Source organism: Salmonella sp. 5800, assembly GCF_046558195.1.
GTDB classification, from domain to species: Bacteria; Pseudomonadota; Gammaproteobacteria; order Enterobacterales; family Enterobacteriaceae; genus Salmonella; species Salmonella enterica.
The window spans coordinates 134,333-157,194 of record NZ_JBGDOX010000009.1; the positions used below are offsets into that span (position 1 = coordinate 134,333).

The 22,862-nt window shown below is 55.5% G+C and carries 21 protein-coding genes; 7 read left to right on the top strand and 14 right to left on the bottom strand.

Annotated elements, in window-relative coordinates; all coding sequences use genetic code 11:
• Positions 1 to 26 precede the first annotated feature (26 nt).
• Positions 27 to 2,342, bottom strand: a complete 2,316-nt coding sequence (gene pbpC, locus ACLJZ5_RS16900) for a peptidoglycan glycosyltransferase PbpC (RefSeq protein WP_024797657.1) — start codon at positions 2,340 to 2,342, stop codon at positions 27 to 29.
• On the bottom strand, positions 2,343 to 7,283 hold the full coding sequence (locus ACLJZ5_RS16905) for an alpha-2-macroglobulin family protein (protein WP_024797658.1): 4,941 nt from the start codon (positions 7,281 to 7,283) through the stop codon (positions 2,343 to 2,345). It abuts the gene before it with no gap.
• Between the two features lie 208 nt (positions 7,284 to 7,491).
• On the opposite strand from ACLJZ5_RS16905, the gene sseA reads away from it, so the two are divergent.
• Positions 7,492 to 8,334: a 3-mercaptopyruvate sulfurtransferase gene (gene sseA, locus ACLJZ5_RS16910; protein ID WP_000205241.1), complete on the top strand. Its 843-nt coding sequence runs from the start codon at positions 7,492 to 7,494 to the stop codon at positions 8,332 to 8,334.
• Here the strand turns inward: sseA and ACLJZ5_RS16915 are convergent.
• Positions 8,314 to 8,538: a hypothetical protein gene (locus ACLJZ5_RS16915; RefSeq protein WP_165801136.1), complete on the bottom strand. Its 225-nt coding sequence runs from the start codon at positions 8,536 to 8,538 to the stop codon at positions 8,314 to 8,316. The two genes, sseA and ACLJZ5_RS16915, sit on opposite strands and share 21 nt — an antisense overlap.
• Positions 8,539 to 8,580: 42 nt before the next feature.
• Between ACLJZ5_RS16915 and ACLJZ5_RS16920 the strand changes: the two genes are divergently transcribed.
• Both ACLJZ5_RS16920 and timP read left to right on the top strand, forming a co-directional pair.
• A complete protein-coding gene (locus ACLJZ5_RS16920) occupies positions 8,581 to 9,249 on the top strand; it encodes a DUF5066 family protein (RefSeq protein ID WP_024797659.1) in 669 nt (222 codons plus the stop codon).
• Positions 9,250 to 9,664: 415 nt separating this feature from the next.
• Positions 9,665 to 9,781 (top strand): small toxic inner membrane protein TimP, encoded by a 117-nt coding sequence (gene timP / locus ACLJZ5_RS16925; RefSeq protein ID WP_242627550.1) that lies wholly within the window; start codon positions 9,665 to 9,667, stop codon positions 9,779 to 9,781.
• A gap of 36 nt (positions 9,782 to 9,817) precedes the next feature.
• Here the strand turns inward: timP and sseB are convergent, their stop codons facing one another.
• From sseB to trmJ, 11 genes are all read right to left on the bottom strand, one after another.
• The gene (gene sseB, locus ACLJZ5_RS16930) at positions 9,818 to 10,594 is read right to left on the bottom strand and encodes an enhanced serine sensitivity protein SseB (RefSeq protein WP_001522413.1); all 777 of its coding nucleotides are present in this window, start codon (positions 10,592 to 10,594) and stop codon (positions 9,818 to 9,820) included.
• Positions 10,595 to 10,703: 109 nt separating this feature from the next.
• The gene (gene pepB, locus ACLJZ5_RS16935; protein ID WP_024797660.1) at positions 10,704 to 11,987 is read right to left on the bottom strand and encodes an aminopeptidase PepB; all 1,284 of its coding nucleotides are present in this window, start codon (positions 11,985 to 11,987) and stop codon (positions 10,704 to 10,706) included.
• A gap of 177 nt (positions 11,988 to 12,164) precedes the next feature.
• Positions 12,165 to 12,365 carry a Fe-S cluster assembly protein IscX gene (gene iscX / locus ACLJZ5_RS16940; protein WP_000523621.1) on the bottom strand — a complete coding sequence of 67 codons (201 nt, stop codon included), beginning with the start codon at positions 12,363 to 12,365 and terminating at the stop codon, positions 12,165 to 12,167.
• A gap of 11 nt (positions 12,366 to 12,376) precedes the next feature.
• Positions 12,377 to 12,712 carry an ISC system 2Fe-2S type ferredoxin gene (gene fdx, locus ACLJZ5_RS16945; RefSeq protein ID WP_001124466.1) on the bottom strand — a complete coding sequence of 112 codons (336 nt, stop codon included), beginning with the start codon at positions 12,710 to 12,712 and terminating at the stop codon, positions 12,377 to 12,379.
• Position 12,713: 1 nt separating this feature from the next.
• Positions 12,714 to 14,564 (bottom strand): Fe-S protein assembly chaperone HscA, encoded by a 1,851-nt coding sequence (hscA, locus tag ACLJZ5_RS16950; protein ID WP_001196659.1) that lies wholly within the window; start codon positions 14,562 to 14,564, stop codon positions 12,714 to 12,716.
• A gap of 12 nt (positions 14,565 to 14,576) precedes the next feature.
• Complete coding sequence (gene hscB, locus ACLJZ5_RS16955; RefSeq protein WP_024797661.1) at positions 14,577 to 15,092, bottom strand: co-chaperone HscB; 516 nt, start codon at positions 15,090 to 15,092, stop codon at positions 14,577 to 14,579.
• A 195-nt stretch (positions 15,093 to 15,287) separates the two neighbouring features.
• Positions 15,288 to 15,611, bottom strand: a complete 324-nt coding sequence (gene iscA / locus ACLJZ5_RS16960) for an iron-sulfur cluster assembly protein IscA (RefSeq protein WP_000028952.1) — start codon at positions 15,609 to 15,611, stop codon at positions 15,288 to 15,290.
• A gap of 28 nt (positions 15,612 to 15,639) precedes the next feature.
• Positions 15,640 to 16,026 carry a Fe-S cluster assembly scaffold IscU gene (gene iscU / locus ACLJZ5_RS16965; protein WP_024797662.1) on the bottom strand — a complete coding sequence of 129 codons (387 nt, stop codon included), beginning with the start codon at positions 16,024 to 16,026 and terminating at the stop codon, positions 15,640 to 15,642.
• Between the two features lie 27 nt (positions 16,027 to 16,053).
• The gene (gene iscS / locus ACLJZ5_RS16970) at positions 16,054 to 17,268 is read right to left on the bottom strand and encodes a cysteine desulfurase (RefSeq protein ID WP_024797663.1); all 1,215 of its coding nucleotides are present in this window, start codon (positions 17,266 to 17,268) and stop codon (positions 16,054 to 16,056) included.
• Between the two features lie 180 nt (positions 17,269 to 17,448).
• Positions 17,449 to 17,943, bottom strand: a complete 495-nt coding sequence (gene iscR, locus ACLJZ5_RS16975; RefSeq protein ID WP_001241346.1) for a Fe-S cluster assembly transcriptional regulator IscR — start codon at positions 17,941 to 17,943, stop codon at positions 17,449 to 17,451.
• A gap of 193 nt (positions 17,944 to 18,136) precedes the next feature.
• On the bottom strand, positions 18,137 to 18,868 hold the full coding sequence (gene trmJ / locus ACLJZ5_RS16980) for a tRNA (cytosine(32)/uridine(32)-2'-O)-methyltransferase TrmJ (RefSeq protein WP_000940032.1): 732 nt from the start codon (positions 18,866 to 18,868) through the stop codon (positions 18,137 to 18,139).
• A 118-nt stretch (positions 18,869 to 18,986) separates the two neighbouring features.
• Here trmJ and suhB point away from each other — a divergent pair, with 118 nt between their 5' ends.
• From suhB to asrB, 4 genes are all read left to right on the top strand, one after another.
• Positions 18,987 to 19,790: an inositol-1-monophosphatase gene (gene suhB / locus ACLJZ5_RS16985; RefSeq protein WP_023214306.1), complete on the top strand. Its 804-nt coding sequence runs from the start codon at positions 18,987 to 18,989 to the stop codon at positions 19,788 to 19,790.
• Positions 19,791 to 19,934: 144 nt separating this feature from the next.
• Positions 19,935 to 20,813 carry an alpha/beta hydrolase gene (locus tag ACLJZ5_RS16990; protein WP_024797664.1) on the top strand — a complete coding sequence of 293 codons (879 nt, stop codon included), beginning with the start codon at positions 19,935 to 19,937 and terminating at the stop codon, positions 20,811 to 20,813.
• A 181-nt stretch (positions 20,814 to 20,994) separates the two neighbouring features.
• A complete protein-coding gene (gene asrA, locus ACLJZ5_RS16995) occupies positions 20,995 to 22,038 on the top strand; it encodes an anaerobic sulfite reductase subunit AsrA (protein ID WP_024797665.1) in 1,044 nt (347 codons plus the stop codon).
• A 3-nt stretch (positions 22,039 to 22,041) separates the two neighbouring features.
• The gene (asrB, locus tag ACLJZ5_RS17000) at positions 22,042 to 22,860 is read left to right on the top strand and encodes an anaerobic sulfite reductase subunit AsrB (protein ID WP_024797666.1); all 819 of its coding nucleotides are present in this window, start codon (positions 22,042 to 22,044) and stop codon (positions 22,858 to 22,860) included.
• Positions 22,861 to 22,862 lie beyond the last annotated feature (2 nt).

The following is a 22,862-nucleotide window of genomic DNA, read 5'->3' on the forward strand; positions in this document are numbered from 1 at the left end:
AATTCATAATTTATTCTGAAGAGTTGTTAACGTATTAATTCAAAATTAACCGCTGCAACCTGACCGGACTCATCCATTACGACAAGTTGATAACGTCCAGCGATATTGAGTAATAAAGAAAGGCGATTATTTTCGCCATTAACAGGTTCGCCATTTAAAAACCACCAGCGACGCCCTTTACCGCCGGTAGTCGAGACGGGCAGCGTGACGTTTTCCTGGCCTGGCAATTGCCTGATCACCGCGCCATCCCTCACTCCTGACAGCATTAACGGCGCGGCATCATTGCCCTGTAGCGGCGGACAGTAAGCGGACGCCGCGGGCAAGCGGGCGCTACGTCTTTCCGCAGGCGGCAGCCACGGCTCCAGCGGCCGCGGCCAGACGATAAACGTATGCGCACGCGCCTGCGGACAGTCGGCAGCGACACGCCGCCCCGTATCATCCAGCCAGATCGGGAAACGAATACCGTTGATGTCTTCCTGCTCAGGTAACAGCAGCGTGGGCGGCTGGCTGTCATCGAGCAGCCATGTCGCCAGTCGGCGGCGACAGTTGCTGTCTCCGGCAGGCAGAGTCTGTCCGCCCGGCCAGCAAATGACGCCGCGGCTTACCGTCTGCGGACGCGGATCTTCCGGTAGGCGTCCCGTATGCGCCAGTAACAAATTATTGACCTGGTTAAGCAATGGCACCGCGCTGGCAAAACCAAATTGCCCCACCACAGGCGTGCCGTCGGGTCTGCCTGTCCAGATGCCGATGATATAGCGCGCGTTAACGCCAATAGCCCACGCATCGCGATAGCCGTAGCTGGTGCCGGTTTTCCACGCCAACGGCACAATGCGCGGCAGCACGTTATCCGGCAAGGGTTGCGCTTCATCCGCCATAATCCGTCGAATGATCCACGCCGCTCCCGGCGACATTAATGGTCTTTCCGACAACGGATCGTCCGGCTGTAACCGTAATTTCGCCGCTTTCCCATGACGAGCGAACGCGCTGTATGCCGCCGCCATCTCGTCAAGCCGCGCGCCCGCGCCGCCCAGAATCAGCGAAAGATTGGGCGCCGCGCCAGCAGGCAAATATAGCGGCAGGCCGACGTTACGCAGTTTTGCCGCAAATCGTTTCGGCCCATAGGCTTCAAGTACCTGAACGGCAGGCAGATTCAGTGAGCGTACCAGCGCGTCGCTCATGCTGACCGGGCCGTGAAATCCGCTGTCGAAGTTTCCCGGGCGGTAATCTCCGGTGCGGCGCGGAACGTCCTGTAATAATGATGCGGGATGGATCAAGCCGTCATCCAGCGCCAGACCGTACACAAAGGGTTTGAGTACCGATCCCGGCGATCGGATCGCCGTTACCATGTCGACATGACCAAAACGGCTGTCGTCATTAAGGTCTACCGATCCTACCCAACCGCGCACGCTCATATCGCTATGATCGACGACGATCATCGCCAACGAACTGCGTGCAGGCAGCCGCCCTTTCCATGCCCGCGCCAGATCTTCCAGTTGCCGCTGCAATCCGGCGTCCAGCGTGGTCACAATTTTGTCGTTCTGGCTTTTACTCAACATCATTCGGGCAAAAAGCGGCGCCAGTTGCGGCATTTGACGCGGCGCCAGCCAGACCGGCTCTTCACGCGACTCGCGTACCGTTTCGGCAGGCCAGACGCCCTGCGCCGCCATCCGATCCAGCACTTTATTTCGTGCCGCTTCGGCTCTCGCAGGCCAGCGGTCGGGGCGTAACCGGCTCGGCGCCTGCGGCAATACGGCCAGCAGCGACGCGTCAGCGTAGCTCAGGCGCGCGGGCGGCTTGCCGAAGTAGGCCCAGCTTGCAGCGCCAATACCCTGTAGCGTGCCGCCGAACGGCGCGCGGTTCAGGTACAGCGTCAGGATATCGCGCTTGGACAAATGCCATTCAAGCTGGAGGGCGCGCCAAAGCTGGCGGATTTTGCCGCCGAACGTGCGCGAATGCGGGTCCAGCAGTCTCGCCACCTGCATAGTCAGCGTACTGCCGCCGGAAATAACGCGCCCGGCGGTAAGATCCTGCCACGCCGCGCGCGCGACGGAGAAAGGGTTAACGCCAGGGTGCCGCCAGAACCAGCGATCTTCGTAATTGATTAAGGCCTCCAGGTAGCGGGGAGAGACCTCTTCAATCGTCACCGGATAACGCCAGATCCCCCCGGCGTCGGCAAAGCGCCACAGCGGCGTACCGTCATGGGCTACCACGACCCGCGCAGGATGGACCTCATTGAGCGGCAGCGGCCAGAGTTTATCCGCTGCCCATAACGCCAGGAAAATAAAAAGCGGCGCGCCCGCCAGCCACAGCCGGCGGCCACGTTTACCACGCCAACCGTTCATTTAAGGCGTCACAATCAGCAGCCCCTCGCTCGCGCCGGTTGCCCGCCACTGAGGCGCATACATCGATTCCACCTGCGGTTGCGCAAGCTGGTACGTCCCCGGCGTTACCGCGCGCGCCAGGTAGACCAGCGTCACGGGCTGGCCCTCATTGACAACGACGGCAGCCACAAACCGATCGTCGCGGAATTCCATATACTGAATATCCGCCTGCTGCATCTGATTAAGCAGATTTTGCACTTCGCTACCGCTCTCCGGCAGGCTGGCGCTGCTGTCAGCCAGATTCTGGTTTTCCAGCTCCAGCCCGGCCGGGAGCAGGTCCACCACCAGCGCATCCGGCACATTGCGATCGGCCACTACCGTTAACCAGACCAGCACCAGTTCGCCGCTACGCAACGAGGACAGCGATTTGCGCTGACCATCGGTCCCCAGTATTTGTCGTTCAATCTGCAAAACGTTGCTGGCAGGCTCAGGCGCAGATGAGGGATAGCCGCTGCTATCCAGACGCAGCCATAGCGGCTGGCTACCGGTGTTCGTCACCTCAAGGGCGGCTAGCTGGTCAGCATCCAGATTACGGGTCAGCGCCTTGTCGCCCGACAGCGGCTGCGCCTCTAACGAGGTCTGCGCCTGCCAGGCGCCCGCACTGGCCTGTCGCGAATGCGCGGCGAGGAACAAGGCATTGTTCTCCTGGGTAGAGAGCCAGCGCTGACCGAAGGCCTGCTCAGAAAGCGAGCTTAATAGCGCGTTTTGCGCGTCCGGTCTGAGATTGTTCTCTTCCAGTAGCGACAACATCAGAGCGTTATCGCGCAGAGAACTGCCGTAATCCGCTATCCATTGCCGTTCGTCCTGACGCGGCGTATTCAGAGCCAGCGTAATGGCCTCTTCGCCGCGTCTGGCATCACCCATCGTGTTTAACGCGATGCCCAATTGCATCAGCGGCAGTCCTGAAGCCGCCTGACTACGGCGCTCCCAGATTTCGCGCAGCGCGCCGAGCGGCGCTTTCTGCTGACGCGCCAGTACCAGCGCGGCGTAAGCCTGAGCGGCAAAAGTACTGGCCTGGGTATTATCGCTATAACGAATCAGCATCAGCATCGTGCCGGGATCCTGCAGATAGCGCAGCAGTCGCTCATTGCCCCGGTTAATGGCCTCCGGCGGGACGCTATATCCCTGCTCGCCCGCGCGAATGAGGAAATCCATCGCGTAGGCCGTTAGCCAGGGCTCTTCCGCCCCATTTTCATCCCATAGCGCAAAACCGCCGTTATCACGCTGCATCTGTAGTATGCGGGAGATGCCGATATCCACCGCGGCGCGCCGTTTTTCATCGCTATCGCCGGTAATACCGAGCGACTGCAATTGAGCGGCATTAGTATACAGCGCCGGGAATAACCCGCTGGCGGTTTGTTCCAGGCACCCGTACGGATATGCTTTCAGCTCGCGAATGTAGCGCGCCAGATTGAGCGGCGGTTTTCCGCTTAACAGCAGTTGTCCCTGTAACGTGGCTGGCGAGACGTTTGCCAGATGCTGCCCTGGTACATGCCAGCTCTCTCCCGGCGCCAGCGCAATGCCGCTATTTACCGTTTGGGCTGGCCAGGCCGGACGCACGCCGATTTGCCACTGCTTATGCTGCGCGCCGAGGGTTTCTCCCGGCAGATTCAGACCGCTAATGGTCGCCTGGATTTCGCCTTCGCCCAAACCTTCCAGCGCGCGTACCGGAACGAATAAGGTGGTGCGCACGCCCGGCGCCAGGTTGACCGGTTGCGGCTGCTGGCTAAGCAGTTCCAGTAACCCACTGGCGGCGAGCGCAATATTCAGCGTCTGCGGGCGGTCGGTCAGATTGGTGACGTCCAGCACCAGTCGCGAAACATCCCCTCCCGCCAGAAAACGCGGCATATTCAGCTCGGCAATCACTGGCGCGGCGACAACAACTTTGCTTTCGCCGCGACCAAAATCGTCCGCTGTCCATGCCTGCGCCATAACCCGCAGTTCGCCGTTAAAGTCGCCAATCGGCAGCGTTACGACGCCTTCGCCCTGCTCATTGAGCGTGATCGGCTGCGCCTGCTGCGCGATGATATTGACATGGTTTACCGGCGGTTTTCCGCCGCGCTTAAGGTCGTCGCCATCGCCGCCAAAACGCAACGCCGCCAGCCGCCCCTGCCCTTCAATGACCTGGCCGTAAATATCGTAGATATCCGCACCGTAGCGTTTTTGACCGAAGAACGCCTGCCACGGGTCCGGCGTCGCGTAATCGGTGATGTTCAATACGCCGCTATCGACTGCGGAGACCAGCACGTTGATCTGTTTTGGCATTTCGCCGTGTTTAACGCTGGCTTTCACCCTGACGGTGAGCGGCTGATTCGGGCGCATTTTAGCCGGGCTTTCCAGCGCCAGATCGAGGCGGCGGTTTTCATCCCCCAGCGGTAGGTGTAGTAACCCCACGGCGCGTTTTGGCGTCGCGGAACGAGATTTATCGCCGGGACGCACCACCAGCGTACTGAGATAGAGATCGTGGCGATTCCAGGTTTTATCCACCGGAATCGTGAGCTCCAGACCTTGTGCCGGCACATCGATTGCCTGCCACCACAGCGGACCATCGCTGGACTCCACCATCGCATAACCTCTACCGGCGACCGGCGCAGCGATATGCAATTTCATGGTATCGCCTGGACGATAATTCGCTTTATCCAGTTTGAGGGTGACGCGATCCGGACGCGCCGCGCCGCTACCGTCGCTGTTATCCTGCCAGCTATAGCCGGCCCAGAAACGAACGCTGCTGACCGTCTCATTCGGCGCTTTGACCTCCAGACGGTACGCGCCCCATTCCACCGGGAAGCTGACTTTTCCGGTTTCATCCGCGTTCAGATCCAGCGTCTGCTCACCCTCCACCAGATCTTTTTGATCAAACTGCGACTGCCAGCCTTCGCTTTCCGACCAGTTCCAGTAATAGTCGCGACGCTCGCGGATGAGCCGCACCTGTAAACCGGACACCGCTTTTTTCTCGCCCTGCGCGTTGGCGTAAACAATATCGAATGCGGCGTTGCTGTCTTCGTCGACAATCGGTTGATTAACGGTGGTATCCGTACGGTAGTCGTATACCGCTTTGGCGGCGAACTGTGGACGAATTCCCGGTAACGTATCGGCAGGCCAAATCGCCTGCTCTACGCGACGAGTGACCGGACGACCGCCAGACTCCAGCAGGCTGGCCTGTAGAATTACCTGCAGCGGCGAATGCGCTTCTTGCCACTGGCTGACAGCACTCACTTCACCACGTCCGCCTTTATCCAACGTAAGCTGAACTTCGTCCAGGCTGCGCGAAAGATTCTCTTCGGCAATATTGCCGAACTGGAAGCCAGGCAACGCCGCGACAGCGTCGCGCAGCGGACGCAGGAAAAGTTGCCCTTGCAGGGTATTGCCGTTAGCAGGCGCGCCATACAAGTAATAGCCGACAACGGAGAATTTCACCTCATCCGCAGGCGCCAGCGGTGTTTTTTGCGCCGTCAGGTTGAGCGCCATCCGCTCCGGCATAAAGTCTTCCACGTGGAAATCCCAACTCCGCAGCAAATTATCGCCGGTGTTGGCGCGGACATGCCACAAGCCGGTCGGCGCGTTGATATCCAGCGGATAATTCAAACGGTATAGCCCGTTTTCCGGCTGGCTGACGACGGTACGCATCACCTGTCCGTCTGGTTTTACCACTTCCAGCTTAACGGGTTGATCGGGCAGCGTTTTACCGTCGCTATCGCGCAGTAATCCGTTGAGGATAACCGTTTCGCCCGGTCGGTAGAGATCGCGCGGGCCGAACATAAAGAACTGCTTGCTGTAGCCGGGCGCGCCAGCGACATTAAATTCCGACAGATCCAGAGCCGGAAGCGTGAGATCGAGCAGCGTGGTCTGCTCCTCTTTACGCGCCAGTAATAGCGCCGCCGCTTTATCAGCCTCCAGTTGCACATGTCCCTGCGCGTCGCTCGTCGCCTGCGCCAGCGTCTGCCCTTTATCATTCAGAAGAACGATCTCAATTCCCGACTGCGCCGCGCCGTTTTCCAGGCTTTGCGTAAAGATATCCAGCCGATTATGGTAACGGTGCGCGGACACGCCGATATCGCTAAGGGTAAACAACGTAGCGGCATTACTATAGTTGTAGTGTCCAGCCTGATTCATTACCGCCACATATACGCCCGCCTGTTGCAGCGGCTTAATATCGCTTAATGGCAGCAGCAGTTTCTCACGCGTATTGCGCGCCGGATTAAGATCAAAACGACCAGTATAAACCAAATCCGCCATTTTCAGCAGATTGTCGGACTCCCAGTTAGAGAGAGAACTACGGTACTCCCACTGGCTGACAAATGACGCCAGCGATCCGGGCTTAACGCGGAAAAAGTTCACATCAACGTGGTTGACGTTAAGCGCCATGACCGGCAGTCCTTCCGCGATTTTCCCCGGTAGCAGCGATCCCCGGCTGGCAAAGCCGACGCTGGGCTGGACATCACGCGTGGTAATCGTTTTTTCATAAGACTTGCCGAAGGTGGCGTTATTCAGCGCCTTAACGGCGGGATCAACCGTGACCACCAGCACGCGCTCAGGTTCCAGATGACGTAACCTTAGCTCTTTTAAATTTGGCGCCAGCTCCCATGCGCCGTCAACGCTGCCGCTTTTCTTATCAACCACGTGAACCACACGGGAGAAATCCTGTTCAGGATCTAAAGGAATTGAAAACGTCAGCACCAGCGTCGCCGCGCCGTCAAGCTGCGCTTCGGAGGCGTCTAATAGCGTGAGTGCTTTGCCCTGGCTTTGCTGCGCCAGCTTTTGTAGCTGTGCCGGATCTTTCGCAGGCGATGGCTGCGCTACGGCTGGCGCTTCGCTTTTAGTCGTCGGGGCGGTTTTATCGTTGTTATCGCACCCCGCCAGCGCCAGCATGATCATGCAGGCCACCACGCGTAAATGTTTCATCTTTCATCCCTGGCCTTAACGGCCTGTCAGCAACGGTTGATGAGATATTATGCGCGAGAAATTTTATTGTGTAAGTCCGTATTACTGTGATGATGCGAAAATTTTACGCAGAAATGTGGTTTCGCCAGCCAAACCAGCCTCTTCTACTTGTCCCTTTTCGGGAAACGTCCGACAATTTGACCATAATCAGGTAACAATGGAGATGCCCATGACCACCGCCTTTTTTGTCGCCGCCGACTGGCTTGCCGAACATATTGATGATCCGGAAATACAGATTCTTGACGCCCGTATGGCGCCGCCAGGACAGGAACATCGTGATATGGCGGGCGAATATCGCGCCGGACATATTCCCGGCGCGCTGTTTTTTGATATTGAAGCGCTTTCCGATCGCGCATCGCCGCTGCCGCATATGATGCCGCGCCCGGAAGCGTTTGCGGTGGCCATGCGTGAACTGGGTGTTCGCCAGGATAAACACCTGGTCATATACGATGAAGGCAATCTGTTCTCCGCTCCGCGGGCATGGTGGATGCTACGCACGTTCGGTGCCGAGAAAGTGTCCATTCTGGCGGGCGGACTGGCGGGCTGGCAGCGTGACGAATGGCTATTGCGCGAAGGCGAGGAGGCGCATGAAGGAGGCGAGTTTGAGGCGAAATTCGCGCCGCAAGCCGTGGTGCGTCTCACCGACGTATTGCTGGCAAGCCATGAAAAAACCGCGCAAATCGTTGACGCGCGTCCGGCGGCACGTTTCAACGCTCAGGCTGATGAACCGCGTCCGGGACTGAGGCGCGGACACATTCCTGGCGCGCTAAACGTCCCGTGGACGGAACTGGTGTATGAGGGCGAATTAAAGACCACTGACGAACTGAATGAGGTTTTTTTCAGCCACGGCGTGAGTTTCGACAGACCAATTATCGCCAGTTGCGGTTCCGGCGTGACGGCCGCGGTCGTGGTGCTGGCGCTCGCCACGCTGGATGTGCCTGACGTCACGCTTTACGACGGCGCATGGAGCGAATGGGGCGCGCGTACCGATTTACCGGTTGAACCCGCTTAATATCTGCCATGCCGGATGGCGCTCACGCTTATCCGGCCTACCGTTCAGGCTGATGTAAAACGATCTACAGACATTGCTTTTATTCAGCTCTTTTCCACTGTCCTGCAAACGGGCATTATTTTCTCTTAATAAAATCCTATTTTTTATCGGTAAATACTTTACGTCGGGTATAAGGAGTATCATCACCGCTGTTTTGGTTTTCACCGGAAAATAACTCCTGTAAATATAATTTTTTAAGGATGGAAAATGGATATTTCACTCGCTAATTTAATTGAGTTGGTTAAAAAGGTTAACCGCAATAAGGTGCCTAATCCTATGCCTGCAGAGGAAATAAATCGTCTGCGAGTGCGTAAGTATCGCGATCCGCAAAATACGGAAACCACTGAGTTACCTGAAAGCCTGAAGACGCTACTGGCCTACGACCGCGATCTACTTAGCAATTATAATATGCCTGTGATTGAAACATTACAAAGATCTATTGATAAAGAGGGAGTAATACATTCTTACTCTCCTGATGAAGAGGCGTATTACGGCGTTGGCATGGATAGCTCAGGTATTGATATTGAAGATCTGATGCCTGTCTGGAGTAACGATCCCCGTCTTCCGGCATTAATTCGTATCGATCATGTCGGCGATCAGGCCATTTTTATCTATATCACAGAACGGGATGCCAACGGCGAATACCCTATTGCCCGCATGGAACGTAATGAATTCTGGCTGGCGGAGTCTTCTCTGGTGGAATATCTCTATAATATTATTTCGGGCGCTAAAGACATTGGCTTTACCGAAGAGGATTTACATCTTCCGCAATGGAAGGCACAGCAAAAAATGAATGAACAACGCGATGCCGCTTTACTTGACCTGGAGGATTATCATGAGGCGTTTTGGGCAAAACTGGACGCGCTCGTCGATTAATCGACATGCTGTCGGGTGGCGCTCACGCTTATCCGGCCTACCGTTCAGGCTGATTTAAAGCGAATCTACATAAATTCTGTTTAAGCAGGCCACAAAAAAACCGCTCAATTGAGCGGTTTTTTTGTGCTGGTCCGGTTCGCGGCCTTTCCAGCAGGCTTTGTTGCCATAGCAACGCAGGCACACCGTAGGGGATTAATACTCCCTTTTAAGGGAGCAAATGTCAATATGATTTACCGGGAAACTATTCAACATTTGAGGTATTATCTTTCCCGGCCCTTTCCGCCGTCTCGCAAACGGGCGCTGGCTTCAGGAGAGGATAACCCATGGCCGTAAGCGCAGGCACACCGTAGTGCCTGCTATCACGGCATTATCGCCAGCGGTGCTGCCGTGATGCGGTCTTCGCAAGGACCGCAACATGAAGGTACGATGCTTTTGTGTCGTGCTTCTTGTTTCTGGCACGTTGTGTCTTCACGCAGACAGAAGCTACCCAGGTAGCTCTGTTCCCGTAACGCTCAACGTCCAGAGCAGGTAAGCCAGGAGGCCGCCCTGTTGGGCGGCTTTCTTTTCTTCAGATGATGCGGTTCTGTTTAAAATCGCGCAGGAACCCGCCCCAGCGGCGCTCGTAGAACGGTGCGATATGCTCGGTGATAAAGTGGCTGATACCCTGCTCGCCCTTCCTCACCTGACAAATATCGATCGGTTCGTCACCCGGTAACGTGTCGGTCGCCACATTGCCCGCTGCGTGAATGATCTCTTCAATATCGCCGTCAGCCTCAATGCCAATCAGCAGATTAGGTTGGGCGTCCGCATGTTCTTTAATCGCGCAGAGAAATGCGCGTTTCACCGGTTTGATGGTTTTAAACAGCGTAGTGAGGGAATCAATCATCTGCGACGGCGGCTCGGCCACTTCGGATAAAATAAGCGACTCGCCGCCTTCCAGCACTTCCTGCGTACTTAACGGACTGCCTTCCTCAGCGAGAAGCAGGCTGATTTCACGCGGCATAAACTCTTTGCCGGTCGGCAATTTAGCGTTGAGGAATAGCGTTTCGCCAAGCGTCATTTCAAACAGCGTGCGCGCCGGCATCACCACAAATGCCTGTTCGTCTTCCACGGCCTGCTGCAGCGCCTCCAGAGAAGTAAAGAAGGGAATGACGGTCGTGCCGTCTTCTTTTTCCCAGTGCTGCAAATCCAGAGCGCTGTCTTCCACTATCGCCTCGCCTTCGGCAGCGCTGCCCGGCACCCAGACGGTGGACTCCAGTAAGGTACGGAAAAATGCCGGACGATGCGCGGGCTCAGTCGCCGCTTTCTCCAGCAAGATTTCTAATTCATTTTTAGTTTCGGACATAGGAATCACAAATTATGTATATGGGTTGTAGGCCTGATAAGACGCACGGCGTCGCCATCAGGCAAAATGCCGGGTGGCGCTTCGCTTACCCGGCCTACAAAAACACCGTTCAGGCGGTCAGCAAATTCGCGATGGTGCGCACACCCAGACCGGTTGCCCCGGCAGCCCACTGCTCAACCGGCGCTTTGCGATAAGTGGCGGAACAGTCAATGTGCAGCCAGCCTTCGCGGTAATTTTCAACAAAGTGCGACAGAAAACCCGCGGCGGTGCTTGCCCCTGCGGGATACGCCGCGCTGCCGGTGTTGTTCAGTTCCGCAAAGTTAGACGGCAGCTGGTTACGGTGGAACTCCGCCAGCGGCAGACGCCAGAACGGTTCATTCTCTTGCGCCGCGCTGGTCAGCAAGCGCCCCGCCAGCGTATCGTCAAAACTGAATAGCGCATGGTAGTCGTTACCCAGCGCCGTTTTCGCCGCGCCGGTTAACGTCGCCATATCAATGATTAGCTGCGGGTGTTGCGCGCTGGCGTCAATCAGACCATCTGCCAGCACCAGTCGCCCTTCCGCATCGGTATTCATGACTTCGACATTCTTACCATTACGGTAGCGAATAATATCGCCCAGTTTAAACGCATTGCCGCTGATCAGATTATCGGCGCAGCACAGGAACAGTTTTACGCGTTTATTCAACCCACGGGTAATGGCGAACGCCAGCGCGCCCGTTACTGTCGCCGCGCCGCCCATATCGGATTTCATTGAGTCCATAAAAGCGCTTTGTTTGATACTGTAGCCGCCGGAGTCAAAGGTGATACCTTTACCGACCAGGCAGGCATAAACCGGCGCATCTTTGTCTCCCGTCGGGTTGTAATCCAGCGCCAGCAGCACCGGCGGACGCTCAGAACCACGGCCTACGGTATGCAACCCCATATAGTTCTGCTCGCGCAGATCTTCGCCTTTGGTGATACGATAAGTGACGCTATCGCACGCGACGCTGCACAGCAGATCCACCGCGCGCTGCGCCAGTTGCTCCGGCCCAAGCTCTTCCGCCGGAGCATTAATGGTGTCGCGCACCCAGTCAATAATGGTCAGGCGGTTATCCAGTTCCTGACGTTGGGCATCGTCTAAATCCGGCCACATTACGGTACGGGCGCCTTTTGGTCCTTTGTAACCCGCCCAGAATGCCCAACAACGCTCGGTATCCCATCCTTCGCCTGTCAGCGCGACCTGTTTTATTCCCAGGCCGTCGATTTTACGCGCCGCACGCTGGATCAACCCCAGATCGTCTTTACCGTTAAGATGCAAGGTAATACCGTCGTTATTAATACTGTAAGTGGCTTTATCGCCCCAGCGCGCATCGGCAGGCTGCGTGGAAAGCGTAATTTTCATGGCTTCTGTCATTGTTATTTTCCTTATTAGCAAACGGGCCGCCGTAGGGCAGCCCGTTAGATCTTTTGCTAAATGATTCGCGTTGCAGGAAGGCGGCAAGTGAGCGAATCCCCGGGAGCATAGCAAACTATGTGACTGGGGTGAGCGAACGTAGCCAACGCACCTGCGGCGAGGATCATGACGCAAAAATTACTCTGCTTCATCCAACCAGACTAGCAGAATCGCCTCCAGAATTTTTTCATTGGATGCGTTAGGGTCGTCGTCAAAATCGTCCAGTTCGCAGATCCACTGATGCAGATCGGTGAAACGAACGGTTTTAGGATCGACATCAGGATATGCGTCGTATAACGCTTCGCCGATCTCGCGGCTATCGGTCCACTTGAGTCCCATACTACCCTCTGTTAATGCTCACGCGCATGGTTGATTGTGTAACGTGGAATTTCGATAACCAGATCGTCGTCGGTAACGCGGGCCTGGCAGCTCAGTCGACTTTCCGGCTCCAGCCCCCACGCTTTATCCAGCATATCGTCTTCTTCTTCCGAACTTTCCGGCAAGGAGTCGAAGCCTTCACGTACAATACAGTGACAGGTGGTGCAGGCGCACGATTTCTCACAGGCGTGTTCAATCTCGATGCCGTTGCGCAGCGCAACGTCAAGAATGGTTTCACCGGTCTCAGCTTCCAGAACTGCGCCATCCGGACAAAGATCCTGATGAGGCAGAATAACAATCTTCGGCATGTTAAACCTCGTCTACGGAATGGCCTTTCAACGCGCGACGAACCGACTGGTCCATGCGGCGAGCGGCAAATTCCTGGGTTTGTTTATCTACGTTTTTAATGGCTTGTTCTATGGCGTCAACATCATCGCCTTGTGCGACCGCGCTTAAATGTGCGGCGGCATCATCAATGCATTGACGTTCTGCGGCGCTTAACAGCGCGGCGTCGGCAGTTAGCGCGCCGGTCAAACTTTCCAGCACGCGCGCGGCTTCGACTTTTTGCTCCGCCAGCATACGCGCTTTCACGTCCTGCTCGGCAAAACTCATGGAATCCTTGATCATCGAGGCGATTTCGCCATCGGTCAGGCCATAGGAAGGTTTGACCTGAATGGAGGCCTCGACGCCGGTGGATTTTTCCATTGCGGTGACGCTCAACAGGCCATCAGCGTCTACCTGGAAGGTCACGCGAATATGCGCCCCGCCCGCCGGCAGCGGCGGAATCCCGCGCAGCGCAAAGCGCGCCAGCGAGCGGCAGTCCTGCACCAGTTCGCGTTCGCCCTGCATCACATGGATAGACATCGCGGTCTGGCCGTCTTTGAAGGTGGTGAAATCCTGCGCGCGCGCCACCGGGATAGTGGTGTTGCGCGGAATGACTTTTTCCACCAGGCCGCCCATCGTCTCCAGCCCAAGAGAGAGTGGAATCACGTCCAGCAGCAGCATTTCGCTGTCCGGCTTGTTGCCGACCAGAATATCGGCCTGAATCGCTGCGCCGATAGCGACCACTTTATCCGGGTCGATAGCGGTTAACGGCGTGCGGCCAAAAAATTCGCCCACCCGCTCACGCACCAGCGGTACACGGGTCGAACCACCGACCATGACTACTTCCAGAACGTCCTGGGGCTCAACGCCGGCATCTTTCAATGCGCGACGGCAGGCCAATAGCGTGCGCTTAACCAGCGCGGAAATGAGATCGTTAAACTGCTCGCGAGTGATCTCCCCCTGCCAGCCCGCAACGTTAACGCGAACAGTATCGGCATCGCTTAAGGCGATTTTCGCGGTAATCGCGGCATCCAGCAGTTCGCGCTGAACGCGATTGTCGCTACGATCGGCAATTCCCGCCTGCTCACGAATATAGTCCGCCAGCAGATGGTCAAAGTCGTCGCCGCCGAGCGCAGAATCACCGCCCGTCGCCAGCACTTCAAACACCCCGCGGCTCAGGCGTAAAATAGAGATATCGAAGGTACCGCCGCCGAGATCGTAAACAGCAATAACGCCTTCTTTGCCTGAGTCCAGACCGTAGGCAATCGCCGCCGCCGTCGGTTCGTTGAGCAGGCGCAGTACATGCAGGCCTGCCAGCCGCGCGGCGTCTTTCGTCCCCTGACGTTGGGCATCATCGAAATAGGCGGGAACGGTAATCACCACGCCATCCAGCTCGCCGGAGAGCGATTCGCTAGCCCGCGCGGCCAGCGCTTTGAGAATATCAGCCGATACGCGTACCGGATTGAGCAATCCAGCCGCCGTGTCAATCATCGGCAGCCCATTAACGCTTGCCTTAAACCGGTAAGGCAGATGCGGATAGCGCGCCTGGATATCCGCCAGCGAGCGTCCCATCATACGTTTCACAGAGCTGATAGTGTTGGCCGTATCCTGCGCGGCATTGTCACGCGCAGCGTAACCGACCGTATGGCCCTGCTGCTGATAGTGAACCACTGAAGGCAACAGGTGGCGCCCTTCGTGGTCAGGCAGAGTTTCCGCCTGGCCGCTGCGAACCGTCGCAACCAGAGAGTTGGTAGTGCCTAAGTCGATGCCCGCCGCCAGACGACGCTGATGCGGCGCGGCGCTCAGACCAGGCTCACTAATTTGTAATAAGGCCATGTTAGATTCCAGTTAAAAATCGAGCAGCTTTTCTTCGAGTTGTTCTGCGCTGCTTCGCAGTTTATCGAGAAACCGCAGTTTGCGCACCGTATCCGCCGCCGCGTCCCACGCGGCGTTGTCCAACTGTTCCACCATTTGCTGAAGACGAGCATCAAACATCTTTTGTACGCGTTTGATGAAGCTTTCCAGCCGCACGTCGTCTTTTGTTTGCTCGATATCGTCCAGCTCTTCGCGAAGCGTGAGTTGTTCCATCAGAAACGCGGTGTCGCGTACCGTATGTTGCTCGCTGGCCAGATCGAACCCGTGTAAGGAAAGCAGATACTCCGCGCGCGTCAAAGGGTGACGCAGCGTTTGCCAGGCCTGGTTGATCGTGGCGGATTGCTGGACGGCGGCAAGCTGCTGCGCCTGAGTGCCGTTGGCAAATTTGTCAGGGTGATACTGGCGTTGCAGATCCTGAAAACGAAGGCTCAGCGCCTGGGTGTCAATCTGATAACGGGCTGGTAAGCCAAAGAGGGTGAAGTAATCCATAACATTCTCAGGGATAGCCTGTCAGAACAAACCCCACACGCAGGCGACCACGGTGGGGTTATACCTTCTTACTTCGCGCCGCAGATGCGTTGTCTGCGCGGGTTCCCCCAGTCATTTACTCAAGTAAGCGCCTGGGGATTCACTCGCTTGCCGCTTTTCTGCAGCACGAATGCTCGGTATAACAGCGGAACACGGTTACACGTGGAAGCTTTCGCCGCAACCACACTCATCTTTCACATTCGGGTTGGAGAATTTAAACCCTTCGTTCAGACCTTCTTTTACGAAGTCCAGCTGTGTACCGTCCAGAAATTGCAGGCTCTTGCCGTCAACCACTACCTTAACGCCTTTGTCTTCAAACACGGTGTCTTCCGCCGTTGGCTCGTCAACAAATTCCAGTACATAAGCCATACCTGAGCAGCCGGAGGTTCTCACGCCCAGACGCAGACCAAACCCTTTACCACGGTTGGCCAGGAAGGTATTAACTCGCGCTGCTGCACTGTCGCTAAGTGTAATCGACATAACAAAACCTCAATGTTAACGTTCTATTTTATTTCGCTTCGCGTTTGCTTTTGTAATCCGCAATAGCGGCTTTAATCGCGTCTTCCGCCAGAATAGAGCAGTGAATTTTCACCGGCGGCAGTTCCAGTTCGTCTGCAATGTCGGTGTTTTTAATCGCCTCCGCTTCGTCCAGGGATTTCCCTTTCACCCACTCCGTTACCAGAGAACTGGAAGCGATAGCGGAACCGCAGCCGTAAGTCTTGAAGCGCGCGTCTTCAATGATACCTTCATCGTTAACTTTAATCTGCAACTTCATGACGTCGCCGCAGGCCGGAGCGCCAACCATGCCGCTTCCCACGTTATCGTCGTTGTTGTCAAACGACCCTACGTTACGCGGGTTCTCATAGTGATCGATTACTTTTTCGCTGTAAGCCATTATAAATTCTCCTGATTCCGATACCGATTAATGATGTGCCCATTCGATGCTGTTCAGATCCACACCCTGCTTGTACATTTCCCACAGTGGAGAAAGGTCACGCAGACGGCCAATGGATTTACGAACCAGATCAATGGTGTAGTCGATCTCTTCTTCAGTGGTAAAACGACCTAAAGAGAAACGGATAGAGCTATGCGCCAGCTCGTCATTCATGCCCAACGCGCGCAGCACGTAGGACGGTTCCAGACTGGCGGAGGTGCAGGCGGAACCGGAAGAGACCGCCAGGTCTTTCAGCGCCATGATCAGCGACTCGCCTTCAACGTAGTTAAAGCTCACGTTGAGAATGTTTGGCGCGCCCTGCTCAAGGTCGCCGTTCAGGTAAACTTCTTCAATATCTTTGATGCCGTTCCACAGACGGTTACGCAGACCGCGCAGACGGGCCATTTCGGTCTCCATCTCTTCTTTCGCGATACGGTAAGCTTCGCCCATGCCGACGATCTGGTGGACAGGCAGAGTACCAGAGCGCATACCGCGCTCGTGCCCGCCGCCATGCATCTGCGCTTCAATGCGAATACGCGGCTTACGACGCACATACAGCGCGCCAATGCCTTTCGGACCATAAATTTTATGACCGGAGAAGGACATCAGATCCACTTTCAGTTGGCTCAGATCGATAGGCAGTTTGCCCACGCTCTGGGTGGCGTCAACGTGGTAGATGATACCGCGCGCGCGGCACATTTCGCCGATGGTCGCGATATCCTGCACCACGCCGATTTCGTTGTTCACGTGCATGATGGAAACCAGAATGGTGTCGTCACGCATCGCTGCTTCGAGCTCGTTGAGATTGATGATGCCGTTGCGCTGGGGCGCCAGGTAGGTCACTTCAAACCCTTCGCGCTCAAGCTGACGGCAGGTGTCCAGCACCGCTTTGTGCTCGGTCTTGCTGGTGATGATGTGCTTGCCTTTTTTCTGATAAAAGTTGGCAGCGCCTTTGATCGCCAGGTTATCGGACTCCGTCGCCCCTGAGGTAAAGACGATTTCACGCGGGTCGGCGCCGACCAGCTCAGCAATCTGGTTGCGGGCGATATCGACGGCTTCTTCAGCCTGCCAGCCAAAACGGTGTGAACGAGACGCCGGGTTCCCAAAGGTTCCGTCCAGGGTCAGAAACTGCATCATTTTCTCGGCAACACGCGGGTCCACCGGCGTGGTTGCGGAGTAGTCGAGATAAATCGGTAATTTCATTGCTCTTAAACTCCGTACATCACTCAATGCAAGGAATCAGGCAACCGGCTGGATGTACGACCGTGTTGACGGGACGTCCGCGTCCCGGCCTGATTCTGAATTCTTTTTTACGCTTCATCCTTCAGACGACCACGGCATTCACCGCATGAGGCCGCCAGAAGAGATGGCGTAATATTTTAATTAAGCACGTAATTTAACGTCGATAGCGTCCTGCGCACGACCGCTGGCGCGCGGCGCGTCATGCGTGTGCTGGCGACCAGACACATCCAGAACTTCCTGGTTATTCACCAGCTCGCCTAAGGTAATATTGTTGAGAAAACCGGTCAGGCGATCGCTTAAATCACGCCACAGCGCATGGGTCAGGCATTTATCGCCGCCCTGGCAGCCGCCTTTGCCCTGACAACGGGTCGCGTCAACGGATTCATCAACCGCGCTGATCACTTCGCCGACCGCGATACTGCCAGCATCTTTACCCAGCAGATAACCGCCGCCCGGCCCGCGTACGCTGGAAACCAGACCGTTTTTACGTAAACGGGAAAATAGCTGTTCCAGATAAGAAAGGGAAATCCCCTGACGTTCAGAAATATCAGCCAACGGTACCGGGCCCGCTTCGGAGTTGAGCGCAACGTCTAACATTGCGGTCACGGCATAACGCCCTTTAGATGTCAGTCTCATGTCTTACTTAACCTCAAACTCGCCCCTGCCCGGGGTTTTTTATTGTAAAATGGGGGTATTGCATAGCAGGGACAAGTCTGACATTCCCGAGTAATTTGGTCAACTATTTACTTGAGTAAATTAGTCAGGTATTTAGCGTTCCGTGCGGTATTGATGTGCCGGATGGCGCTTCGCTTATCCGGCATTAACGCGGTTACTTGCCTTTATTCTGCTGCTCAATAGACGCCAGAATCCCACGCAGAATATTCAACTCCTGGCTTTCCGGGCGGGCGCGGGTAAACAGACGGCGCAATTTATTCATCACCTGCCCCGGATGGTTTTCGCGAATAAAGCCAGTGGAGAGCAACGTCTGCTCCAGATGGCCGTAGAAACGTTCAAGATCGTCCACCAGCGGATACGGCGTCTCTTCATGATCTGCCGCGTCGCCGTTTTCCTGCGTCGCCAGCCAGGCCATACGGACTTCATACGCGATGACCTGTACCGCCATCGCCAGATTCAACGAGCTGTACTCCGGGTTAGCGGCAATCGCGACGTGATAATGGCATTTTTGCAACTCATCGTTAGTCAGCCCAACACGCTCACGACCAAAAACCAGCGCAACCGGCGTATTTGCCGCTTCCGCCACGCTTTTTAAGCCGCACTCGCGCGGATCAAGCATCGGCCACGGCAGAGTGCGGGAACGGGCGCTGGTGCCGACCACCAGGCTACAGCCAGCCAACGCTTCGTCCAGCGTATCGACGATCTGCGCATTACCGATCACATCGCTGGCGCCTGCCGCCAGAGCGATGGCCTGGGAGTCCGGTTTCACCAACGGGTTTACCAGCCACAGGTTAGTTAAGCCCATGGTTTTCATAGCGCGAGCCACAGAGCCCATATTGCCGGTGTGGGAGGTTTCCACCAGCACAATTCGAATGTTTTGCAGCATTGTCTTTCTTCAGCTAAAGATTATTCTGACATCTTACCATAAAACCAAGACAGATTCCGATCTCGCTGCTATACTCTGCGCCGTTTTCCCGTTCTTTAACATCCAGTGAGAGAGACCGATGCATCCGATGCTGACCATCGCCGTGCGCGCAGCGCGCAAGGCGGGTAATGTAATTGCCAAAAACTATGAAACTCCGGACGCTGTAGAAGCGAGCCAAAAAGGCAGTAACGATTTTGTGACCAACGTAGATAAGGCCGCTGAAGCGGTGATTATCGACACCATTCGCAAATCTTACCCGCAACACACTATTATCACCGAAGAAAGCGGTGAGCTCGTTGGCACAGATCAGGATGTTCAATGGGTTATCGATCCGCTGGATGGCACCACCAACTTCATCAAACGTCTGCCACACTTCTCTGTTTCCATTGCTGTACGCATTAAAGGCCGTACTGAAGTGGCTGTCGTTTACGATCCGATGCGTAACGAACTGTTCACCGCCACCCGCGGTCAGGGCGCGCAACTGAACGGCTATCGTCTGCGCGGCAGTACCGCGCGCGATCTGGACGGCACTATTCTCGCCACCGGCTTCCCGTTCAAAGCCAAACAATACGCGACCACCTACATTAATATTATCGGCAAGCTGTTCACCGAATGCGCCGATTTCCGCCGCACCGGTTCCGCCGCGCTGGATCTGGCCTATGTGGCTGCAGGTCGTGTCGATGGTTTCTTTGAAATTGGCCTTCGTCCGTGGGATTTCGCCGCGGGCGAACTGCTGGTTCGTGAAGCGGGCGGTATCGTCAGCGATTTCACCGGCGGTCATAACTACATGATGACCGGTAATATCGTGGCGGGGAATCCGCGCGTCGTTAAAGCCATGCTGGCGAATATGCGCGACGAACTGAGCGATGCGCTGAAGCGCTAAGTCTCTTCGGCGGATGGGGCCACTCATCCGCCGTGCCTTTTCAGGCGTTTTTCCTAAACACAACCTGATTGCTTTACTTGCCTGCATGTTTTTGTACGATCGCTCCCTGCTCCGCTATTGGCATAAAGCGGCAAGGAAGCGAACATGACCCTTCAACATACCCGACGCATCGTCAAATCCCTTTTTATTCTGTTTATCATTGTGGTCTGTATTTATCTGCTACCCCGCGTAGCGATCAATGCCTTTTATTACCCGGACAATAAAGTCTATGGGCCAACCCCTGCCGAAGCTGAATCCATTACCTTTACCGCCAAAGATGGCACGCATCTGCACGGCTGGTTTATTCCCACTGCTTTCGGCAGGCCGGAAAACGCCGTCGCGACGGTGATTCATGTCCATGGCAACGCCGGAAATATGTCGGCGCACTGGCCGTTAGTCAGTTGGCTGCCAGAACGCAACGTAAACCTGTTTATGTTTGATTACCGTGGTTTTGGCGAATCTGAGGGTACCCCATCACAAGAAGGGCTACTGGACGATACGAAAAGCGCGATAGATTATGTGCGGCATCGCGACGACGTTAACCCCGAGCGCCTGGTACTGCTGGGGCAGAGCCTGGGCGGTAATAATGTGCTGGCCGCCGTAGGCCACTGCGTAGGCTGCGCAAATATGCGCTACGCCGACCAGGCGGGCATACGTGCGATTATTCTCGACTCAACGTTTTTATCCTATTCCTCCATCGCCAACCAGATGATCCCGGGCAGCGGCTATTTGCTTGATGACCGCTATAGCGCGGATCGCAATATCGCCAGCGTCAGCCCCATTCCGGTATTGATTCTTCATGGCACGGCAGACCATGTTATTCCCTGGCAGGACAGTGAGAAATTGTATGCCCTCGCCCAAGAGCCCAAACAAAAAATCTTCATTCCTGGCGGCGATCACATTGATGCTTTTTCCGGACGTTATGCAAACATTTACCGCGATGCAATGATTAATTTTATTCAGACCGCGCTATCCGCTAAATAGCGCGATGCTGTATATATGCATATTTTATGATTAAGAATATATTTATTATACCGATAGTAAAAACCATTTTTTCCCGTTAGCGAAGGCGGTGGATTAGCGCTAGCGTAACAGTAATATTCAACTGATTTTTATAACAATTTATTTTCATTTGTTTTTCCTGAATATTACTGTGGAGTATGTGATGGCTATCAAAATTACGCCTGACGAGTTTAGTTTGCTTATCCAGCGATTAAACAAAAAATGGCGCGTGTTTGCCCCGTCCGCAGAGTTTCGCGGCGGGCGTTTTTCCGACACTGACAACATTATTTATCAACGGATTAGCGGCTGGCGCGATCTCATCTGGCACGAGAAATCGCACATGTCGCCGAATACCATAATTGCCCCTATCACCGAAACGCTCTTTTATTTCGATAAAGACACCATTCAAATTGCCGAGACAGACACCTCCCCGATAATCATCTTTGCCCGCGCCTGCGACATTAACGCCATGTCGCGGCTGGATTATATGTATTTATCAAATGGGAATAATTCCGATTACAGTTATCAACTGCTACGGGAGCATATTCGTTTCGTCCTTATTGAGTGTGAAGAAAGCTTCGAAAATTGTTTCTGCGTCTCAATGGGTACCAATAAAACTGACTGTTATAGCGCCGCCATGCGTTTTAACGATGAGGGCGCGCTTGTCAGCATCCGCGATCCCTTTATCGAGGCGGCGATACAAGGACTGGGGCAGGAGGCTGACTATACCCCCTCTTTCGTCAGCGAAAACCGGGAAACCGTCGTCACGCCGGACAGCGTTTGCCGCGATCCGCAAAAAATTCGCGACATTCTCACCCGCCATCCGCTATGGGACACCTACGACAGCCGCTGCATCAGTTGTGGCCGCTGCACTACCGGGTGCCCAACCTGTACCTGCTATAGCGTCTTTGACGTCGCCTATGATGAAAATCCGCAGCGCGGCGAACGCCGTCGCCAGTGGGCAAGCTGCATGGTGCCGGGCTTTAGCGACATGGCCGGCGGTCATGGTTTTCGCGAAAAACCCGGCGAGCGTCTGCGCTACCGCGCCCTGCATAAGGTCAATGACTACAAAGCGCGCAACGGCATTGAACATATGTGCGTCGGCTGCGGCCGCTGCGACGATCGCTGCCCGCAATACATCAAATTTTCTTTGATTATCAACAAAATGACCGCTGCCGTTCGGCAGGCGCTGGCAGAGGAGGCATAACGCATGTCACATTGTTCCTGTCATGATAAACCGCAGCACAGTTTGCTGCCTGCGGCGTACCGCATCCTCAGTATTACTCGCCACACGCTGCTGGAGTGGAATTTCCGCGTGGCCGTCGATTTTCCCGCGCACTGGGGGCAATTTGTTGAGGTGTCGCTGCCGCGCGTCGGCGAAGCGCCCATCTCCGTTTCCGACTATGGCGACGGCTGGATAGATCTGCTGATTCGTAATGTCGGAAAAGTGACCAGCGCCCTCTTTACGCTGAAAGAAGGCGACAACGTGTGGCTACGCGGCTGCTATGGCAATGGCTATCCGGTCGATACGCTGCGCCATAAACCCTTACTGGTTGTCGCAGGCGGCACGGGCGTCGCGCCGGTGAAAGGCTTAATGCGCTATTTCGTTGAGAATCCCCAGGAAATTGGTCAACTGGATATGATTCTCGGCTATAAAAATCGCGATTGCGTGCTGTACAAAGAAGAAATGGCGACGTGGCGCGGCAAACATAATCTGGTGCTCACGCTGGATGAAGGCGAGGCTGATGACCGTTACCAGATTGGCCGGGTGACCGATCGGCTTGCCGACATGACGCTTAGCGATATCGACACCATGCAGGCCATCGTCGTTGGGCCGCCAATAATGATTACCTTTACCGTAAAAATGCTGCTGCAAAAAGGGCTCAAGCCGGAGCAAATCTGGGTGGACTACGAACGCCGGATGGCCTGCTCCGTCGGGAAGTGCGGCCACTGCCGTATGGGCGAAGTGTATGTCTGCACCGACGGCCCGATATTTAACTACGCCGTCGCGCAACGTTTTGCCGATTAAGG

Bases quoted from the DNA above. Each gene is read 5' to 3' on its own strand.
- pbpC (WP_024797657.1), bottom strand. From the start codon at position 2,342: ATGAACGGTTGGCGTGGTAAACGTGGCCGCCGGCTGTGGCTGGCGGGC.
- ACLJZ5_RS16905 (WP_024797658.1), bottom strand. From the start codon at position 7,283: ATGAAACATTTACGCGTGGTGGCCTGCATGATCATGCTGGCGCTGGCG.
- sseA (WP_000205241.1), top strand. From the start codon at position 7,492: ATGACCACCGCCTTTTTTGTCGCCGCCGACTGGCTTGCCGAACATATT.
- ACLJZ5_RS16920 (WP_024797659.1), top strand. From the start codon at position 8,581: ATGGATATTTCACTCGCTAATTTAATTGAGTTGGTTAAAAAGGTTAAC.
- timP (WP_242627550.1), top strand. From the start codon at position 9,665: ATGAAGGTACGATGCTTTTGTGTCGTGCTTCTTGTTTCTGGCACGTTG.
- sseB (WP_001522413.1), bottom strand. From the start codon at position 10,594: ATGTCCGAAACTAAAAATGAATTAGAAATCTTGCTGGAGAAAGCGGCG.
- pepB (WP_024797660.1), bottom strand. From the start codon at position 11,987: ATGACAGAAGCCATGAAAATTACGCTTTCCACGCAGCCTGCCGATGCG.
- iscX (WP_000523621.1), bottom strand. From the start codon at position 12,365: ATGGGACTCAAGTGGACCGATAGCCGCGAGATCGGCGAAGCGTTATAC.
- fdx (WP_001124466.1), bottom strand. From the start codon at position 12,712: ATGCCGAAGATTGTTATTCTGCCTCATCAGGATCTTTGTCCGGATGGC.
- hscA (WP_001196659.1), bottom strand. From the start codon at position 14,564: ATGGCCTTATTACAAATTAGTGAGCCTGGTCTGAGCGCCGCGCCGCAT.
- hscB (WP_024797661.1), bottom strand. From the start codon at position 15,092: ATGGATTACTTCACCCTCTTTGGCTTACCAGCCCGTTATCAGATTGAC.
- iscA (WP_000028952.1), bottom strand. From the start codon at position 15,611: ATGTCGATTACACTTAGCGACAGTGCAGCAGCGCGAGTTAATACCTTC.
- iscU (WP_024797662.1), bottom strand. From the start codon at position 16,026: ATGGCTTACAGCGAAAAAGTAATCGATCACTATGAGAACCCGCGTAAC.
- iscS (WP_024797663.1), bottom strand. From the start codon at position 17,268: ATGAAATTACCGATTTATCTCGACTACTCCGCAACCACGCCGGTGGAC.
- iscR (WP_001241346.1), bottom strand. From the start codon at position 17,943: ATGAGACTGACATCTAAAGGGCGTTATGCCGTGACCGCAATGTTAGAC.
- trmJ (WP_000940032.1), bottom strand. From the start codon at position 18,868: ATGCTGCAAAACATTCGAATTGTGCTGGTGGAAACCTCCCACACCGGC.
- suhB (WP_023214306.1), top strand. From the start codon at position 18,987: ATGCATCCGATGCTGACCATCGCCGTGCGCGCAGCGCGCAAGGCGGGT.
- ACLJZ5_RS16990 (WP_024797664.1), top strand. From the start codon at position 19,935: ATGACCCTTCAACATACCCGACGCATCGTCAAATCCCTTTTTATTCTG.
- asrA (WP_024797665.1), top strand. From the start codon at position 20,995: ATGGCTATCAAAATTACGCCTGACGAGTTTAGTTTGCTTATCCAGCGA.
- asrB (WP_024797666.1), top strand. From the start codon at position 22,042: ATGTCACATTGTTCCTGTCATGATAAACCGCAGCACAGTTTGCTGCCT.